The organism is Fructilactobacillus sanfranciscensis, from assembly GCF_029023685.1.
GTDB lineage: Bacteria > Bacillota > Bacilli > Lactobacillales > Lactobacillaceae > Fructilactobacillus > Fructilactobacillus sanfranciscensis.
Window position 1 is genome coordinate 196,637 of the sequence record NZ_CP118925.1, and the last position, 18,267, is coordinate 214,903.

Below are 18,267 nucleotides of genomic sequence, written 5' to 3' on the forward strand. Positions count from 1 at the left end.
AGCATAGGCGAACCACACTCGTGATCATTGATATAGCAAAACTATATCCGGCCGACGTCGTTAAATGTCGCACCTTACATTCTAGAACGTCAGGTGCCTGAGAGTTTAGCAGTAATGCTAGGCTGAACAGAGGTGGAATCACGAACGAATCGTCCTCAAGTTATCAATCGATAACTTGGGGACTTTTTTGTTTTGGTGATAAATTCAAGGAGGAATAAAAAATGCACTATATATTAGAAATATTACCCAGTTTATTAGATGGTTTAAAGCTAACGTTAGGGGTTTTCTTCCTAACATTGATTATTTCCTTACCGTTGGGTGTGATTGTTTCAATGGCTCAGCGTTCTCGTTTCTTTGCATTACGCTGGATTACTAACATTTACATTACGATTATGCGGGGAACGCCCTTATTGCTCCAAATTGTATTTGTTTATTACGGATTGAGTCTTGCTAACATTACAGTCTTACCACGGTTTGAAGCAGTGGTACTAACTTTTGTTTTAAACTATACTGCTTATTTTGCCGAAATTTTTCGAGGTGGTATTCAAGCCGTTCCTGCTGGTCAATATGCTGGAGCCAGAGTGTTGGGAATGAACAAGTTGCAAACGTTCCGTTACATTGCATTGCCCCAAGTGATTAAGACGGTGATGCCATCAGTCGGAAACGAAGTTATTAATTTAGTTAAGGATACTTCATTAGTTTATGTAATTGGACTAGGGGACTTGATGCGTGCTGGTACGATTGACGTGGCTCGTGACGTAACTTTGATTCCATATCTATTAGTAGGAGCTTTCTACCTTCTATTAACTATGATTTTCACAGTTATTATGCGCTACATTGAAAAACGCTTGAACTATTATCGTTAGGAGGGAAACACAATGTTATCAATTAAAAACTTAACTAAGTCTTATAATGGAAGAACAATTTTTAAAGATTTATCATTTACGGTTGCCCCAGGAGAAGTTTTAACGATTGTTGGACCTTCTGGAATTGGAAAAACAACTTTCTTAAATATTTTAGCAGGGTTGATTCCGGCCGATAGTGGTTCGATTGAATTAGATGGAAAAGAACTAACAATTGACGGAACTCGTCAAGGATCAGAAGTCGGCGTGATTTTCCAAGATTTTAATTTATTTCCCCAATATACAGTGACCGAAAACATTACCCTAGCACCACGGATTGTGGCCAAAGAAAAAAAGGCTACTTATACTAAAACTGCTGCAGAATTACTGGCTGATTTGGATTTGACCGAACACCAAAACAACTATCCTTTTGAACTTTCTGGTGGGCAAAAACAGAGGGTCGCAATTGCCAGGGCTTTAGCAATGAAACCTGGAGTTTTAGCTTATGATGAACCAACTTCTGGATTAGATGAAGCGTCTACTGAAAGAGTGACGTCGATTATTCAAAAATTGCAAAGTCGCAACGCTACCCAATTAGTCGTGACCCATGATTTACCATTTGCACAAAGTTTGAATGGTAAAGTATTGGACTTCTCAAAGGATGTAGAACGATGAAAACAAAAAAACAATTTCCTAAGTGGTTGGGGAACACACTAATTCTCATACTTTTAGTCTTAGTAGTCGCTGGAGCTTGGTATAAAGGAACTCACCGGACTGATACCTGGAACAAGGTTCACCAACAAAAAACAGTTACCATTGGAATTGACGATACCTTTGTACCGATGGGATTCCGGGATAAAAAAGGTAAGTTAATTGGTTATGATGTGGAGATGGCCAAAGCTGCGTTTGAAAAGATGGGGTTAAAGCCTAAATTCCAAGTAATTGATTGGTCAATGAAGGAAACCGAGTTAAATACGGGACACATTGATGCCATTTGGAATGGGTATACGATGACGCCAGAACGAGCAAAACACGCGGCGTTTACAAAACCATATCACGAAGATAATCAAGTCTTGCTCACTAAAGCAAACTCTGGGATTAATACTCCGCAAGATATGCATGGAAAACAACTAGGAGTTCAATCAGGTTCAGTCGGTTTTGATGATTTTAACCAAGATCCAAAAGTTTTGAAGCAGTATTTAGGCACGAAACCTTTTCAATATGATACTTTTGATAAAGCAATTAACGATGTTAAAGTAGGCCGAATCAATGCAGTTTTAATTGATGGGGATTATGCTAAATATTACTTAGCACACAATCACTCAAACGAACCTATGAAACTAGTTAAGACAAACTTTCCGCCAGATTATGATGCAGTTGGGTTACGAAAACAAGATAAAACTTTACGTGAAAAATTGAACAAAGCCATTGAAAATCTTCACCGTGATGGAACGGAAGCACGCTTATCGAAGAAATACTTTGGAGATCCGGATGCAGTTAAATAATTAAAGACCTAGAAACCTGTAATTGATATGAACCCCATAAGTTGGACAAAAATCTAACTTATGGGGTTTTTGTTATGTCAAAAATAAATTACGAGTTAAAACAGCAAATTATAAAAGAATATTTTAATGGTACTGGGGCAACTACGTTGTCCAAAAAATATAAAGTTTCAAATTCAGTTATTTTAAGATGGATTAATAGAATTAAAAATGAAAATTTTGAAATGGTTATTAGTGAAAACCGTCATCGGATAGAGTATTCCGTCGAATTTAAAATCAAAGTATTAAGCTATAAAAATTCGCACAATTGTACTTTATCAGAATTATGTAACAAATTTAAAATATATTCAGAAAGTACCATCTATTTTTGGCAGCGCCAGTTTGATGAATTAGGTATAATCGGATTATCAAGAAAACGAGGTAATCCAAAAATGAATAAAAATAAAGTAACAAAACAAGCTAAATTATCAAAAGATTCTTCCATTCTGATCAAGGAGTTCATTATCAAAATAAACGATTAAATAAATTTCTAAAGAAAAACCACATTACACAAAGCATGTCACGTAAAGCAACCTGTTTAGATAATGCGGTTATTGAATCATTTTTTCACCTTTTAAAAATTGAAATAGGAAACAATTTTAGTACGAAAGAAGAATTAATAAATTCCGTTAGGAATTGGATTTATTATTACAATAATTTTCGTATTAAAACAAAACTAGGAGGCAAGTCTCCGATTCAATATCGAAAACTTGTCTCCTAGAAAAACTAAATAATGTGTCCAACTTTATGGGTTCACATCATGATTTAAAATTCGGTGCTGTTTTTGTTTATTTAAATACTTGTGGTTCCATTCGATTAATTGTCTTGTTATTCAAGATCCAATATAAGATTCCAATTTGAAGTGGTGCAGAAATACAGTTTTTGACTAATCGCATTGGTAAGAAATACCAGAAATTAGTGTGCGCTAAGATTGAAACCCAGTAAGAATTCATGAAGATATTAATGACTACTGTGATTAACAATACCACCACAATAATTCTTACTAGTCCAATCTTAGGATGTTGAAAAAACGCAAAACTGTAAATCAAAGCCGCAACGACTGCTGAAAGGGCAAACCCAATAAAATAGGCTTGACCACTAATCATCGTCGAAATAAAATCTACGATGATGGCAATTCCGACTGACCAAAACGGTCCATACCAACGTCCGATTAAGGCAGCGGTAATAAACGCGAACCCGAATTGGACATTGGCATTTCCTACAACTAAACGGCTAAGGACAATCTGAATCGCCATTAAAATGGCAAGATAACTGATCCCTTTGAGACTAAGAGGGCGTAAACCCCACTTCTTGAAACTTTCCATTTTGACATCTCCTGTCAGGAGCTGCCACCAAAAGGCGGATCTTAGTGGCGAATGCGAAATTAGAACCGCAAACGTTGAAGTTTTTCGTCCGATGTTCACATTCCGTTCCATCGACACTTAACGCGCTAATTTCTACTCCGATAAATTTTTGTTACAACTTGATTATACTCGCTCAGTTGGGTGATTGCTAGTTTCTGCGAACAATGTATGGGTTGCGTTCCAAATTTGTTGGACATTTTCCGCATTATTCATCGTATAGAGGTGAATTCCATCGGCATTGTTCGACAATAAATCAACAATTTGTTCAATTGCATAGTTAATCCCAGCATCACGCATCGCTTCTTGATTATTGCGAAAATGATCCATAATATCAACGAATTTTTTTGGCATTGGATTCCCAGATAATTCCGTAATTTTCTTAATTTGGTTGAGATTGGTACATGGCATAATTCCAACTTCAATGGGCACATCAACTTGGGCAAACTGGAGGCGTTCACGAAAATCATAAAAAGCTTGATTATCAAATAACGTTTGAGTAATTAAACAGATAACTCCTTGATTAACTTTTTCTTTCAAATGAAGGATATCATCAACAAAATTAATTGATTCAGGATGTTTTTGTGGATAGCAAGCTCCGGCAATGTTAAACTTACCGTGTTTTTTGATAAATTTTACTAATTCAGAGGCACGTTTAAAGTCGCCAACTGGTTTTTTATCAGGAATTTGATCACCGCGTAGAGCTAATACATTTTGAATGCCATTGGAACCTAACTCATTAAGAAACGTAATTACGTCAGCTTTAGATCTATATAAACCAGTAATGTGAGGCATTGTGGTAATACCTAAATCATTTTGAAACTGTTTAGCTAATTCAAGTGAAATATCATTTTGTGAACCACCTGCTCCTGAAGTTATGGAGATGAAATCAGGCTTGATGCTGTTTACGCCTTTGAATGAATCGATTAAATTATTTGTCTCCTTAGCACTATGTGGGGGAAATACTTCTAAAGAAAATACGGTTTTTTCGTTAAAGATATTCGTTAAATTCATAATTTATCCTATCTTTACTTTCTGATAATTTTTAATAACACTGTAAATTACTTTAGCACAAGTGCTTTCTGATTTGGATTAATTCTTAATTTATCCATAATTGGCGAGAATACCCCCACTTCGACAAGTGGGGGATGAATCGCCTCCTTAAAGCACGATAGTGCTTTTTCTTTTGCGCTATGGTATATTTAGTATATGTTAAAGAATCGTGGTGATAACAATAGAATTAGATATAAATCAGCACTCAGTATATCTACTCAATTATCATTTAGTAATGGTTGTTAAATATCGGCGTAAAGTCATTAACGATGAAATATCTGAGTATCTGAAACATCGTTTTGTAGTAGTTGGTCAGTCTTATGGTATTAATCTTCAAGAGTGGAACCATGATATTGACCATGTTCATGTCTTGTTCCGCGCAACACCGCATACGGAGATGGCTAAGTTCCTGAACGCTTATAAATCATCAAGTTCTCGAATGGTTAAGAAACTATTTCCAGAAATTAAGCGTCAGTTGTGGAAATCCGCTTTTTGGACCCAAAGCTATTGTTTAATTAGTACTGGTGGTGCACCGTTAGAAGTAGTAAAAAAGTACATTGAAAGTCAAGGGAGAAAGTAATGGTTCTTAAAGCCGTGAAAATGCGTATATATCCTAATTCCGAGCAACGTGACCGTTTAATGCAAACCTTCGGTTGCGCTCGTTTTGTGTGGAATCAGATGCTTAATATGCAAATTGAGCGGCAAAAGAACAATCCAGAAGCCAAGTTTGTCAATGCCTTTGGCATGAACAATCTTCTAAAACGATTAAAAGAAGAATATCCCTGGTTGAAGCAAGCAGAATCAACATCCTTGCAAAGTACTAATCGCAATCTAGCCGACGCCTTTCAGCGTTTTTTTAAAGGGCAAAATAAGTTTCCACACTTTAAGTCACGAAAGTATGCACAGAGCTATAACTCGAAATGTGTTAACCACAACATTAAAGTGATTGACAATCACCATATTAAGTTGCCTAAATTAGGGGTAGTTTACTTTCGATCAGGACGTTTGCCACAAGGCAAAATCAAGAACGTTACTGTTCGCCTAACTGTTGCTAATCAATACTACATTACCGTTTTAACTGAATGCGAAAACCAAACATTAGCTAAGACCGGTAAGCGCGTTGGTGGTGATTTAGGATTAAAATCATTACTTAATCTATCCGACGGTTACAAAGAGCCAATTCACCATTTTGAAGATAAGTATCGTAAGAAGCTACACCATTGGGAAAAGTTGCGCAGTCGACGCTACCTATTAGCTAAACAAGCCATTGCTTGGGATTATCACAATAAGGTCTTAGCTCCACGGCAATTAGACGACTTCAAAAACTACCAAAAAGCTCGTGTCATGGTTGCTAAATATCGTCAAAAAATCGCCAACCAACGGTTGGATCAGTTACAAAAGTTCACAACCAAGTTAGTTAAACAATATGACATCATTGTGCTAGAAAAACTTAACATTAAGGGCATGTTGAAAAATCATAAACTAGCTCGAGCGATTACCAACGCTAGTTGGTCTAAGCTAGTTAGTATCTTGCAGTATAAATGTGATTGGTACGGTAAAAAACTCATTCAGGTTAATCCAGCATATACTAGTCAAATCTGTATTAACTGTGGGAAAAGCAACCATCGGTTAGGTTTAGATAAATCGGAATGGTTAGATGTTCGTGAATGGGATTGTCCCAACTGCGGGACCCACCTAGATCGCGATATCAATGCAGCTCAAGTAATTCTGAAAAAGGGGTTAGCTACCCAATAATTAAGCTATTTAGGCCTGGGACGGGCCTTGGTCAATAATCGTAACCTCTGCTCGAAAGTTCACTTAGAACCGGTAGAGTAAGTATGCGATGTTCCCAGAATCTCCCACTTCAAGCGTCAAGCCGTAGGCTTAGCTAAGTGGGAGTAGTTCAATTACGCAATTATTTTAGTAGACTCAAATTCCCGTCTACCAAATTATAAATATGATCAGCATATTGGTTAACCCGATCGTCATGAGTTACGACAATGACGGTTTTTTGTTCTTTTTTCGCTAAATCAGAAAGTAACTGACAGACCTCTGTAACTCGTTTACTGTCCAAAGCAGCGGTTGGTTCATCTGCTAAAATGATATCTGGTTTCGTATACAAACCTCGAGCAATGGTGACCCGTTGGCTTTGACCACCAGATAATTCATTGGGAAAATGGTCAACGACTGAGTCAAGATTTAGTTGTGATAATAATTTAGCTAATTGAGTTTGAGTCATATTACCTTGTGGCCGTACTTTATTAACTAAGGTGAATTGTTCTTGGACCGTTAAAAAGGGAACCAAATCGTGAGCTTGTAAAATAAATCCTAATTTATTCAAACGAAATTGATCTTTGGCTTTACTCTTGAGTTGATCAACGTGGGTATCCATTAATTCAACGCTTCCAGAATCTGGATTACGTAAAGCTCCCATAATGGTTAATAAAGTACTTTTACCAGAACCAGAAGGACCCGTAATTATAATTAATTCACCAGCATTTGCTGTGAAATTAATGTTATTTAAAACTTTAAATTTATTTTGGCTTTCACCAAAACTTTTATTGATATTAGTTAATTTAATTGTTTCCATGTTAGCCTCCAATTGCTTCTGCTGGATCAATTCTTACAATCATTAATGATGGTACAATTGCACCAATCATCGCCGTTAAGAAGAGTCCGACAATTGTTAATCCGATGATAGGAATACTGAACTGGATTGGAACGGCAGCTGGTAAAGCCATAATGGTTCCAATTGTTAGAACCAAACTGGCAATAATTCCCATATCTACTAATAAGCCAGATTGAATCAAAGTTGATCTAACTAAGAAACCAGCTGGAATTCCTTGAGCTCGTAAAACAGCATAATTTTGAATTTTTTGCATAGTTAAAATGTATAAAAAGACAGCAATTACAATCAATGAAATAATCATTAAGAAGCCAATCATAAAGCTAAAAGTAAGGTTTTGGGCAGAATATCCGGGAAGGTTTTGAATAACCGTTTGTACATCGTAGCTATGAAGTTGAGTATTGTGACTAGCCAATTTTTGCTTACTAATTACAGCATTTCCAGCAATGCTAGTATCTAAGCCACTAATTTGGTGCCAATCAGATAAGCTACCATAAACAATCGGAGCGATGTTTAACTTAGCGTTTTTCGTAAAACCAACAATTTTGTACTTGATTTTAGAAGAGTTAAGTTTGATTTTGTCACCAAGCTTGTAGCCGTTTTGTTGAAGTTGGGTATCAACGACTACTTCGTGTGGTTTGGTGGCTTGTTTTCCACTAGTGAGATTTAGATTTTTATAAATGTATTGTTGTGAATTAAGTCCCACAAATTGAGCAGAAAGTTTTTTTTGTGAAGTTCCAGTTACTACAACTGGCGTATCGCCAATCACTGCTGATTTTTTCTGATTTAAGTCCATTTTTTGCACTTGATCAGTCATAATTTTAGATTGTGAAATATTAATGTTAGCGTCTTTATTTAAAACAATTGATTGGGGCTCCCAGGTGTTAATGGCCTGCGTATTTTGTCCAGCCAATCCAATTGCTAAACTAGTTAAAATGAAAATTAGATAACTGACTAGCATAATCATTAATGTAATTAATCCGTACCTTAATTTATCGTGTTTAATTTCTTTCCAAGCTAAAAACATATTATGCTCCTTTGAATAAGTGCTTTAAACTAAGCGTCAAAAACTGTAAATATTGTTGTTCTTGATCCGGATGTAATAAGCAATCTTTAATTGTTTGATGAACTAGAATATTTGATGACCATTGCTCAGACGTTAATTTACTAATATCTGGTTGGTAGAGCGGGGGTAACAAATATTGGTTTTTTTGATAGTAAAGTTTGATGAAGTCATGGTACTTACTATCTCTTTGTTGATTAACAAATTCTTGAATCGTTTTAGTGATGTTATCAGCCTGTAAATCTTGATAGTTAAAAGGTTGATGAATGCTTTTCATAGCTAAGCTGAAGATGTATTGATAAGCATCCGTTAGATCAGCAAAGTATTTATAAAAAGCGCCACGAGCAATTTCCGCTTTCGTGACAATTGTGGAAACTTTTGCATCATTCAAACTATTGGTTGAAAATTCATCTAATAAAACTTTGGTAATGCGATCTCTTTTTGCTTCTTTAAGATTAAAAAAAGTGGTAGTTGGCATAAATTAACCTCCTTGTAATTGAAATGGTGACATGGTGTCACCTGATGTAATTATCATAAGCCAAATAGTGACACCGTGTCAACTAATAAAGCTAAAAAAACTCAACTTTAGAATTTTTAACTAAAGTTGAGCTTTTTAGATTATTTATTAAAAATGATTGAGAATCCGCCAGGACCTACGTGAGTCATAATGATTGGACTCGTAAGCCGAATCAAGACGTTAATATCAGGACGAACTTCATTGATTTTTGCTTTTATTTCTTCGGCATCTTCGGTTGAATCAACACAAGAAAGTCCGACTTCAGTGGTATTAGGGTTATCGATGATTTCTTGAACTAGTTCATCACGAACTTTACGAAGCTTTTTGGCACCGCGACATTTAGCATAGAATTCAAGCTTTCCATCTTTAACTTCTAGAACTACGTTTAATTTAATTAAGGATGAGATGAAACCAATTGCACGGCTTGCACGACCACCCTTAACTAAATAGTCAAAACTTTTAATAAACACGAAAGTTTTGATTTTTTGTCGATAAGTTTCAATGGCTGCTACAATTTCATCAGGAGTTTTACCTTCTTTAACTAGTCGAGCAGCTTCAAGCACTTCGAGTCCGAGTCCACGGTCGGTTGTTTCACTATCAATGACACGAATGTCGCCTTCAACTTGTTGTGCAGCTGAATTAGCTGTTTCTACTGTGCCACTTAAAACAGGAGCTAAATCGAGACAGATGATGGTCCCGTTTGGATCTTTTTCCATGATGGATGAGAAAGTATTAATGAATTGACCTAAAGCAGGTTGACTTGTTTTAGGAAATTCACTTTCATCATCAAGTAGCATGTTAGAAAATTCTTCTCTAGTAATATCAACATTATCTTCAAAAGTCTTACCTTCAAATGAGACTTGAAGTGGGACAATCTCAATGTGATTTTGTTCAATTTCTTCTGGAGTTAATTGGACAGTTGAGTCCGTTACGATATGAATCATAATTTACTTCCTTTCAACTAATGTTTGGATTAGTCTTTATGTATTTATTATAGTAGAAACAATCTGATTTTACACTGACAAATTAGGGTAAACCTTTTTAAAAGGTTAATTTTATGCGAAAATGAAACTAACAAATTGAATTTAAGGAGGTTAGCGAATGGTAATTAAAAAAAGAAGTGAAATCAGACTTAGCTCAGTGCTGATTTATTCTTTGTTATTGAATTCCGGGGCTGCATTAATGTGGCCATTAATTACCGTTTACATGCACAATAATTTACATGAATCTCTGACAGTAGCCGGAATTGTAATGTTTATTATGTCATGTTTTATGGTATTAGGTAATTATTTAGGGGGGATTTTTTTTGATCGGTGGTCGCCTTACAAATCAGCTTTAATTAGTATCACCATCGCTATGATTCCCATCTTTTTGTTGATTTTCTTCAATGGCTGGCCTAGTTTTGCCATCTTACTATTTGTTTATGGATTAGGTGAAGGGGCAAGTTTAACCATTTTAAATGCCTATGCAGCAAAAGTTCAATCTAAGAGTACCCGCTATGTGTTTAATTCCCTTTATATTGGGATTAACGTTGGTGTGGTAGTTGGAACTACTGCGGTTGGTTTTTTAATGAAATTTGGAGTGCCAGTTGTCTTTTCTGTAGCAACTTTTTTCTACATTATTTTATTACTAATGACTGTCTTTGATTTTAATATTGATTTTTCTAAAGCACAACCACATTTAGCTCATAAACATAATCATCAAGTAATGGAAAAACGTGCTAATCCTTTAACTTCAAAGCTTATCTTTAGTATTTGCATGATGGTCTTTTGTGTTTATTTAAGTTACACATTGTGGGAAAGTGTAATGCCAGTTCATATGGAAAGTTTGAACATTTCATTTGAAAATTACAGTTACATCTGGCCAATTAATGGATTGTTAATCGTCTTTGTTCAACCAATTATCAACCGAATTGGACGACATTTTAAAATGGTAAATCAGGTTACTTTTGGAATTTTAGTATTTGCCTTAACCTTTTTTATGTTGACTTTTGCTAAACAATACGTATCGTTTATCATCATTATGATTATTCTAACTTTTGGAGAAATGAACGGGTTACCATCAATTCCAGCTTGGATTGATAATTTAGCCGATGAGAAACAAAAGGGAAGATACCAAGGGATGTTTAACATCTTTATGTCATTTGGAAGGGCTGTTGGTCCCTTATTTGGCGGAATCTTAGTGGAATGGTTAAACTATGGTTTCTTGTTTGGAATCTCGGGATTATTAATTATCACTTCATTATTGTATGTTTTATGGGAAAATCGTAAATTTGAAAAATATGAACAATCATAAAAAAACTGGAATTTCATTGTGGAGTTCCAGTTTTTGTTTGTGATTATAGAATTGGGAGCTGATGTTTTTTCCGCCAAGCTTTGTTACTTTCTGATACTAGTAAAACAGGAAGACTTGCGACTACAACAATTAGCCATTGTGTGATTGAAAGACCACTTGTTGAGAAAACACCGTTCATAAAGGGAACGTAGGTAAAGATTAGTTGTAACAAAATCATGGCAAAAATTGAAACATAAGCCATTTTATCCATAATTGGCGAGAATACCCCCACTTCGACAAGTGGGGGATGAATCGCCTCCTTAAAGCACGATAGTGCTTTTTCTTTTGCGCTATGGTATATTTAGTATATGTTAAAGAATCGTGGTGATAACAATAGAATTAGATAGAAATCAGCACTCAGTATATCTACTCAATTATCATTTAGTAATGGTTGTTAAATATCGGCGTAAAGTCATTAACGATGAAATATCTGAGTATCTGAAACATCGTTTTGTAGTAGTTGGTCAGTCTTATGGTATTAATCTTCAAGAGTGGAACCATGATATTGACCATGTTCATGTCTTGTTCCGCGCAACACCGCATACGGAGATGGCTAAGTTCCTGAACGCTTATAAATCATCAAGTTCTCGAATGGTTAAGAAACTATTTCCAGAAATTAAGCGTCAGTTGTGGAAATCCGCTTTTTGGACCCAAAGCTATTGTTTAATTAGTACTGGTGGTGCACCGTTAGAAGTAGTAAAAAAGTACATTGAAAGTCAAGGGAGAAAGTAATGGTTCTTAAAGCCGTGAAAATGCGTATATATCCTAATTCCGAGCAACGTGACCGTTTAATGCAAACCTTCGGTTGCGCTCGTTTTGTGTGGAATCAGATGCTTAATATGCAAATTGAGCGGCAAAAGAACAATCCAGAAGCCAAGTTTGTCAATGCCTTTGGCATGAACAATCTTCTAAAACGATTAAAAGAAGAATATCCCTGGTTGAAGCAAGCAGAATCAACATCCTTGCAAAGTACTAATCGCAATCTAGCCGACGCCTTTCAGCGTTTTTTTAAAGGGCAAAATAAGTTTCCACACTTTAAGTCACGAAAGTATGCACAGAGCTATAACTCGAAATGTGTTAACCACAACATTAAAGTGATTGACAATCACCATATTAAGTTGCCTAAATTAGGGGTAGTTTACTTTCGATCAGGACGTTTGCCACAAGGCAAAATCAAGAACGTTACTGTTCGCCTAACTGTTGCTAATCAATACTACATTACCGTTTTAACTGAATGCGAAAACCAAACATTAGCTAAGACCGGTAAGCGCGTTGGTGGTGATTTAGGATTAAAATCATTACTTAATCTATCCGACGGTTACAAAGAGCCAATTCACCATTTTGAAGATAAGTATCGTAAGAAGCTACACCATTGGGAAAAGTTGCGCAGTCGACGCTACCTATTAGCTAAACAAGCCATTGCTTGGGATTATCACAATAAGGTCTTAGCTCCACGGCAATTAGACGACTTCAAAAACTACCAAAAAGCTCGTGTCATGGTTGCTAAATATCGTCAAAAAATCGCCAACCAACGGTTGGATCAGTTACAAAAGTTCACAACCAAGTTAGTTAAACAATATGACATCATTGTGCTAGAAAAACTTAACATTAAGGGCATGTTGAAAAATCATAAACTAGCTCGAGCGATTACCAACGCTAGTTGGTCTAAGCTAGTTAGTATCTTGCAGTATAAATGTGATTGGTACGGTAAAAAACTCATTCAGGTTAATCCAGCATATACTAGTCAAATCTGTATTAACTGTGGGAAAAGCAACCATCGGTTAGGTTTAGATAAATCGGAATGGTTAGATGTTCGTGAATGGGATTGTCCCAACTGCGGGACCCACCTAGATCGCGATATCAATGCAGCTCAAGTAATTCTGAAAAAGGGGTTAGCTACCCAATAATTAAGCTATTTAGGCCTGGGACGGGCCTTGGTCAATAATCGTAACCTCTGCTCGAAAGTTCACTTAGAACCGGTAGAGTAAGTATGCGATGTTCCCAGAATCTCCCACTTCAAGCGTCAAGCCGTAGGCTTAGCTAAGTGGGAGTAGTTCAATAGAAAGAATTACGCGCTTAGAAAAGGCCGGCGCAGTGGTTCGAATATTAAACAAATAGTAAATTTTACCACAAATAATAATATTAACGGCCATCGTGCTAGCAACAAAAAACGGAATGTGAAAACGTTCTGTAATCGAAAAAGCAATTAAAGCCATCCCAGCGATGATTAAACTCACATAGATCATTTGCCAAACGTCATGACGGTTCATTAGTTTTTGGTATTTGCTTCGCGGAGGTCGTTGCATTAAAGCAGGTAAACCTTCAGGCATTGATCCCACAATCATCGTGATAATCGCCATTGCTAAGACTGGAATGGAATAGATTTGTAAAAACATTCCAAAAACAAATAAAATGACGGATGAAATAATAATAAACCAAGAAATTCCGGCCCCTAATTGATCTAATTCTTTAGTTAAAGGCGACTTTTGGTGTTTCATATCTTGAACAGTTGTTGAAATTTTACCAATTTCAGTGTTTTCTCCAACGGCAACCACAATTCCTAGTCCACTTCCGTTTGTGACTCCAGTTGAAGCAAACGCCATGTTAGTTTGATCCGAAATCGGTGTATTAAGGGGTAAAGGATTGATTGTTTTTGCAACTGAATCTGATTCACCGGTTAAAGCCGATTCTTGAATTCGCAAGTTATCTAAATCAACTAACCTCAAATCAGCAGGAACGTTATCTCCAGCTTCAAGATAAACCACATCACCAACCACTAAATTACGTGCGAGCATTTGCGTCCGAGTTCCATCACGATAAACGTTGGTTTCAGCTGACAACAGCGTTTTAATTTTTTCAAGCGCGTTGCTGGCTTTAATTTCTGGGACAATTTTTTCTCCTTTAATAATCCAAGTTTCTCTACAATAATATTAATATAAGAATATAAGTAATTTTGGTCATCGTCAAACTTTTTTACTATAAAAGGGCTAATTAATAGCCCTAAGCCTAAAAGCTTAATATGATTAGTATTAAGAGAGTCATAGATTGTGAGGATATTATGGTTGAAAATTGCTATCGGAATCAAATTGAAGTTTTAGATGCACATCAAAACAACTTGAAACACGTGAATATTGATTTACAAAAGCACGAAATTACCGTGTTTTTGGGTGAATCAGGTTCTGGTAAATCATCATTAGTTTTTGATACAGTGGCAGCAATGTCACGGCGAGAATTAAACGAAACTTTTCCTAGTTTTTCGCAACAATATTTACCTAAGTATGGGCAACCAAATGTTGGGGATATTCGTAATTTACCAGTAGCCATTGCGATTGAACAAAAGCAATTAACCGGTAATGCTCGATCAACTTTAGCTACTTATACTGGTATGTATTCGTTAATTCGATTGCTATTTTCTCGTGTGGGAGATAAGTTTGTGGGTTATTCAGAAGTCTTTTCTTTTAACCTACCTCAAGGAATGTGTCCACACTGTGAAGGCTTGGGCTACGTTGATGATATTGACGAAAGTAAATTAATTGATCCAGAAAAATCATTAAATGATGGGGCTTTAACCTTCGTTAGTTTTAAGCCCAATAGTTGGCGCTGGCGGCGGTATGGTGATTCTGGTTTATTTGATAATGATAAAAAAATTAAAGATTATACGCCTGAAGAATATGAATTATTAATGCATGCACCTAAATTACCGTTTCCTAACTCACCTCAAGCCTTTAAGAGTAAAGACTATGAGGGGCTAGTACCACGAATTATGCGTTCGATTATTCATAGTTCAGAAGGAAAACATCATAAAGCAGCGATTGATGCCATAGTTACTCGTCATGATTGTCCCGTTTGTCATGGAACTCGATTAAATAAACGGGCATTAAGTGTCCGAATTAATGACGTCAATATTGCCGAAGCAACCCAAATGAATTTAGTTCAATTTTTGGAATTTCTTGATGGCATAACTGATCCACTTGGTGCTGAAATTGTGCGGAGTTTACAAGTTAAAGTCCAACCGCTAGTTGATATTGGATTAGGTTATTTAACCCTTGATCGAATTACCAGTACCTTATCTGGTGGGGAAGTGCAACGAATTAAGATTGCCAAGCATTTAACCAACGCGCTTTCAGATATTTTGTATGTCTTTGATGAACCAAGTGTGGGTCTTCATCCGCATGATATTGAATTAATCAAAAAAGCTTTGGTTAGTTTGAAGGAAAAAGGAAATACGGTCTTTGTGGTTGATCATAATCCAGCCATCTTTTCGATTGCAGATCACGTAGTGGAAGTGGGTCCAGAATCTGGTGCCAATGGTGGTAAGATTACCTTCCAGGGCACTTTCCCAGAATTGAAGAATTCTGATACGTTAACAGGAAAATGGTTACGAAAGAAACATAGCTTTGGAAAAGTAATTGCACCAAAGCATTTTGTTGATATGGAACACGTTAGCTTGCATAACTTAAACGATGTCAGTGTTAAGGTTCCAATGGGAATTATGACCGTTTTATCAGGAGTTGCTGGTTCAGGGAAATCATCTTTGTCACAAGCTTTAAAAGATAAATTAAACGGGAACTACGTTGACTTAACCCAAAAGACCGCGGGAATTAGTATTCGTTCTACTCCAGTTACTTATTTGGATATTTTGAACCCAATTCGGCGTTTGTTTGCCAAAGCCAATGACGTTTCGACGCAACTCTTTAGTTATAACGGAAAGGGTGCTTGTCCTCGTTGTAAAGGTAAAGGAGTTACAATTACCGACATGGCCTTTATGGATCCCGTTAAGCAGGTCTGTGAAGTCTGTGGCGGGAAACGGTACAGTAAGGAAGCTTTGAGTTACAAGTACCATGGTAAAGATATTGCTGAAGTTTTAGCGATGTCAGTGGCCCAAGCCCAAGAATTCTTCATCGGTGACCGAGACATTGAAGCCCCATTAGCACGGATGCGTCAAGTTGGTTTGGATTATTTAGGTCTTGATCAAGCATTGACGACAGTTTCTGGGGGAGAATTACAACGGCTTCGTTTAGCCCAAACGCTTGGTGAAAAAGGCCAGACGTACTTCCTTGATGAACCAACCGCTGGACTTCATATGAAAGATACCGATAAGTTAGTTAAACTCTTCCGGAAGATGGTGAAACAAGGTGATAGTCTCATCATCGTGGAACATAATTTAGATGTGATTAGCCAAGCTGATTGGCTAATTGATATTGGTCCAGGAGCTGGAATCTATGGAGGAAACGTATTATATAGTGGTACTCCAGCAGGTTCAGTGAACGATGAAGAATCATTTACTGGTCGAGCTTTGAAAACCTATATGGCTGAGAATCGATAAAAATGCTTTACTTTAAATTTAAATAATGTTTTAATGTTACTAACAAAAAGAAAGTACTGATTAAACTATAAAATTATTTAGTTTAGTCGGTTCTTTTTTGTGAAAAACTAAAGTTATATATGAGGGAAGAAAAATGAAGAAAAAATTAGGTTTGCTTTTGACAATTGGATTATCAGCATTATTGTTAGTTGCCTGTGGAAACAAAAGTAAGCAAGCTGACACTAAAACGCCTGGGACCTTAACGATTGGAATGGAAGGAACGTACGCTCCTTATGCTTATCGTGCTAAAGATGGTAAATTAACCGGTTTTGAAGTGGAATTAGCTCGTGATACTGCCAAACGGATGGGGCTAAAACCAAAATTTGTCACGACTGGTTGGGATTCATTAATTGCCGGTTTAGGGTCAAATCAATATGATGTAATTTTTAACGATATGTGGGTTAACCCAGCACGGAAGAAACAATTTAGATATGCGACTCCTTACATCTACTCTAAGAGTGTTTTGATTTCAAAACCTGGTTTGAAGATGAGTAACCTTAAAGGGAAAACGATTGCGGCTGGAACTGGTACCGAAAATTGGACCACTGCTGAAAAACTTGGGGCTAAAGTAGTTGCTGCTCCTGATTTTCAAACTGACATGGATATGATTAACCAAGGCCGTGCCGATGGAGCTATCAACTCTGAAGCAGCTTTTAACTACTGGAAGAAGAGTCATAAAGATACTGATTTAACTTACCAAGTTATTCCTTATAAATACATTAAGATTGAACCAATTGCTCCAATGTTAAATAAAAAATCAACCAAGTTAACTAAAGAAATGAATAAAGCCCTTAAAGCTGAACAAAAAGACGGTACGATTAAGAAGCTTTCTCTTAAATACTTTGGCAAAGATTTGATGCACGAATAAGATGTTAGATTATAGTAAACAAAACGATTGGCAACCAGGTGTTGAATGGCTAGTTGTTACATCAGCGGACTTAACGCTCAATCAAGGGCAACTAGATTGGTTTACGAATCATTTTCCAGTCAATGCCCGTCGAGTTCAACCGTTACAAAAACGTCCGATTGAAATGTTAAAAATGTAAATGAAAAGTCCCTTCACACGATTGATGTGTGGAGGGACTTTTTTGTATTTATTGATTTACTTCCTTAGTTCGTTCAACCATATCTTCATAAATTCTTTGTACATCTTTATCGTTTCCTCGAAGTTCAAAATCAGCTAAAAAAGGAACGTTAAATCTTTTGGAATAACGTTTAGCGGTTAAACAATATTGAATGTTGAAATTTTTATTTCCACTTCCAATAATTCCTAAACACTGCTTAGCATTATCGTGATAATCAAGATATTCACCTAAAATAGTTGTCATGACTTCTTTTACATTATCACCAGTTCCATCACCACCAGAGAGATATGTAGGAACAGAGACGAAGTAAGGTTCGGTTTCATTTCCAAAATCCGTTTGTTCACTAATTTCTTCTATGGATAAGAGTGGGTAATCCGGATTTTTTTGATTTTGTTCTTGTGCATAATTTACTAAATTTTCAGCAAAATTACGCGTATTTCCAGTATTTGAAATGAAGATAAGTTTAAGTGGTTTCATAAT

21 protein-coding genes, 1 pseudogene and 1 riboswitch are annotated in these 18,267 nt (G+C 36.3%); of the genes and pseudogenes, 13 read left to right on the forward strand and 9 right to left on the reverse strand.

The window, feature by feature from the left end; translation table 11 throughout:
• The first annotated feature begins 221 nt into the window (after positions 1–221).
• The 5 genes from PY770_RS00980 (at position 222) to PY770_RS07150 (ending at position 3,104) form a co-directional block, all read left to right on the forward strand.
• Positions 222–866: an amino acid ABC transporter permease gene (locus PY770_RS00980; RefSeq protein ID WP_056958740.1), complete on the forward strand. Its 645-nt coding sequence runs from the start codon at positions 222–224 to the stop codon at positions 864–866.
• Between the two features lie 12 nt (positions 867–878).
• The gene (locus tag PY770_RS00985; RefSeq protein WP_056958743.1) at positions 879–1,517 is read left to right on the forward strand and encodes an amino acid ABC transporter ATP-binding protein; all 639 of its coding nucleotides are present in this window, start codon (positions 879–881) and stop codon (positions 1,515–1,517) included.
• Entirely contained in the window at positions 1,514–2,347 is an 834-nt protein-coding gene (locus PY770_RS00990) for an amino acid ABC transporter substrate-binding protein (RefSeq protein ID WP_275045990.1), read from the forward strand. The genes PY770_RS00985 and PY770_RS00990 overlap by 4 nt, the downstream gene beginning before the upstream one ends.
• A gap of 74 nt (positions 2,348–2,421) precedes the next feature.
• Positions 2,422–2,865 carry a transposase gene (locus tag PY770_RS00995; RefSeq protein WP_275045991.1) on the forward strand — a complete coding sequence of 148 codons (444 nt, stop codon included), beginning with the start codon at positions 2,422–2,424 and terminating at the stop codon, positions 2,863–2,865.
• Between the two features lie 23 nt (positions 2,866–2,888).
• A complete protein-coding gene (locus PY770_RS07150; RefSeq protein ID WP_404274185.1) occupies positions 2,889–3,104 on the forward strand; it encodes an IS3 family transposase in 216 nt (71 codons plus the stop codon).
• A gap of 67 nt (positions 3,105–3,171) precedes the next feature.
• Here PY770_RS07150 and PY770_RS01000 read toward each other — a convergent pair whose 3' ends face one another.
• Positions 3,172–3,708 (reverse strand): folate family ECF transporter S component, encoded by a 537-nt coding sequence (locus PY770_RS01000; RefSeq protein ID WP_056958784.1) that lies wholly within the window; start codon positions 3,706–3,708, stop codon positions 3,172–3,174.
• Positions 3,709–3,751: 43 nt separating this feature from the next.
• Positions 3,752–3,850: riboswitch (THF riboswitch) on the reverse strand.
• 20 nt (positions 3,851–3,870) lie between these two features.
• The gene (locus PY770_RS01005) at positions 3,871–4,758 is read right to left on the reverse strand and encodes a methylenetetrahydrofolate reductase (protein ID WP_275045992.1); all 888 of its coding nucleotides are present in this window, start codon (positions 4,756–4,758) and stop codon (positions 3,871–3,873) included.
• A gap of 220 nt (positions 4,759–4,978) precedes the next feature.
• On the opposite strand from PY770_RS01005, the gene tnpA (PY770_RS01010) reads away from it, so the two are divergent.
• Both tnpA (PY770_RS01010) and PY770_RS01015 read left to right on the forward strand, forming a co-directional pair.
• Positions 4,979–5,377 (forward strand): IS200/IS605 family transposase, encoded by a 399-nt coding sequence (tnpA, locus tag PY770_RS01010; RefSeq protein ID WP_275046088.1) that lies wholly within the window; start codon positions 4,979–4,981, stop codon positions 5,375–5,377.
• Entirely contained in the window at positions 5,377–6,552 is a 1,176-nt protein-coding gene (locus tag PY770_RS01015; protein WP_275045903.1) for an RNA-guided endonuclease TnpB family protein, read from the forward strand. The genes tnpA (PY770_RS01010) and PY770_RS01015 overlap by 1 nt, the downstream gene beginning before the upstream one ends.
• Positions 6,553–6,712: 160 nt before the next feature.
• On the opposite strand, the gene PY770_RS01020 is transcribed toward PY770_RS01015, so the two are convergent.
• From PY770_RS01020 to PY770_RS01035, 4 genes are all read right to left on the reverse strand, one after another.
• Complete coding sequence (locus PY770_RS01020; RefSeq protein ID WP_103423659.1) at positions 6,713–7,387, reverse strand: ABC transporter ATP-binding protein; 675 nt, start codon at positions 7,385–7,387, stop codon at positions 6,713–6,715.
• A 1-nt stretch (position 7,388) separates the two neighbouring features.
• Entirely contained in the window at positions 7,389–8,450 is a 1,062-nt protein-coding gene (locus tag PY770_RS01025) for an ABC transporter permease (protein WP_238979574.1), read from the reverse strand.
• A 1-nt stretch (position 8,451) separates the two neighbouring features.
• A complete protein-coding gene (locus PY770_RS01030; RefSeq protein ID WP_056958454.1) occupies positions 8,452–8,964 on the reverse strand; it encodes a TetR/AcrR family transcriptional regulator in 513 nt (170 codons plus the stop codon).
• A 140-nt stretch (positions 8,965–9,104) separates the two neighbouring features.
• Positions 9,105–9,947 carry a DegV family protein gene (locus tag PY770_RS01035; RefSeq protein ID WP_014081525.1) on the reverse strand — a complete coding sequence of 281 codons (843 nt, stop codon included), beginning with the start codon at positions 9,945–9,947 and terminating at the stop codon, positions 9,105–9,107.
• A gap of 157 nt (positions 9,948–10,104) precedes the next feature.
• Here PY770_RS01035 and PY770_RS01040 point away from each other — a divergent pair, with 157 nt between their 5' ends.
• Positions 10,105–11,298 (forward strand): MDR family MFS transporter, encoded by a 1,194-nt coding sequence (locus tag PY770_RS01040; RefSeq protein ID WP_103450598.1) that lies wholly within the window; start codon positions 10,105–10,107, stop codon positions 11,296–11,298.
• 43 nt (positions 11,299–11,341) lie between these two features.
• Here PY770_RS01040 and PY770_RS01045 read toward each other — a convergent pair whose 3' ends face one another.
• Complete coding sequence (locus PY770_RS01045; protein ID WP_103450597.1) at positions 11,342–11,548, reverse strand: cation transporting ATPase C-terminal domain-containing protein; 207 nt, start codon at positions 11,546–11,548, stop codon at positions 11,342–11,344.
• A 122-nt stretch (positions 11,549–11,670) separates the two neighbouring features.
• Between PY770_RS01045 and tnpA (PY770_RS01050) the strand changes: the two genes are divergently transcribed.
• Both tnpA (PY770_RS01050) and PY770_RS01055 read left to right on the forward strand, forming a co-directional pair.
• The gene (tnpA, locus tag PY770_RS01050; RefSeq protein WP_014081459.1) at positions 11,671–12,069 is read left to right on the forward strand and encodes an IS200/IS605 family transposase; all 399 of its coding nucleotides are present in this window, start codon (positions 11,671–11,673) and stop codon (positions 12,067–12,069) included.
• A complete protein-coding gene (locus tag PY770_RS01055; protein ID WP_275045903.1) occupies positions 12,069–13,244 on the forward strand; it encodes an RNA-guided endonuclease TnpB family protein in 1,176 nt (391 codons plus the stop codon). The genes tnpA (PY770_RS01050) and PY770_RS01055 overlap by 1 nt, the downstream gene beginning before the upstream one ends.
• A 129-nt stretch (positions 13,245–13,373) precedes the next feature.
• On the opposite strand, the pseudogene PY770_RS01065 reads toward PY770_RS01055, so the two are convergent.
• A pseudogene (locus tag PY770_RS01065) lies at positions 13,374–14,219 on the reverse strand (P-type ATPase actuator domain-containing protein); the annotation flags it as partial.
• A 176-nt stretch (positions 14,220–14,395) separates the two neighbouring features.
• Between PY770_RS01065 and PY770_RS01070 the strand changes: the two are divergent.
• The 3 genes from PY770_RS01070 (at position 14,396) to PY770_RS01080 (ending at position 17,748) form a co-directional block, all read left to right on the forward strand.
• Positions 14,396–16,663, forward strand: a complete 2,268-nt coding sequence (locus PY770_RS01070) for an excinuclease ABC subunit UvrA (RefSeq protein WP_275045993.1) — start codon at positions 14,396–14,398, stop codon at positions 16,661–16,663.
• A 133-nt stretch (positions 16,664–16,796) separates the two neighbouring features.
• Positions 16,797–17,570: an amino acid ABC transporter substrate-binding protein gene (locus PY770_RS01075; protein ID WP_275045994.1), complete on the forward strand. Its 774-nt coding sequence runs from the start codon at positions 16,797–16,799 to the stop codon at positions 17,568–17,570.
• A 1-nt stretch (position 17,571) separates the two neighbouring features.
• Positions 17,572–17,748 (forward strand): hypothetical protein, encoded by a 177-nt coding sequence (locus tag PY770_RS01080; protein WP_153198624.1) that lies wholly within the window; start codon positions 17,572–17,574, stop codon positions 17,746–17,748.
• 48 nt (positions 17,749–17,796) lie between these two features.
• Here PY770_RS01080 and nrdI read toward each other — a convergent pair whose 3' ends face one another.
• A complete protein-coding gene (nrdI, locus tag PY770_RS01085) occupies positions 17,797–18,264 on the reverse strand; it encodes a class Ib ribonucleoside-diphosphate reductase assembly flavoprotein NrdI (RefSeq protein ID WP_014081530.1) in 468 nt (155 codons plus the stop codon).
• Positions 18,265–18,267 lie beyond the last annotated feature (3 nt).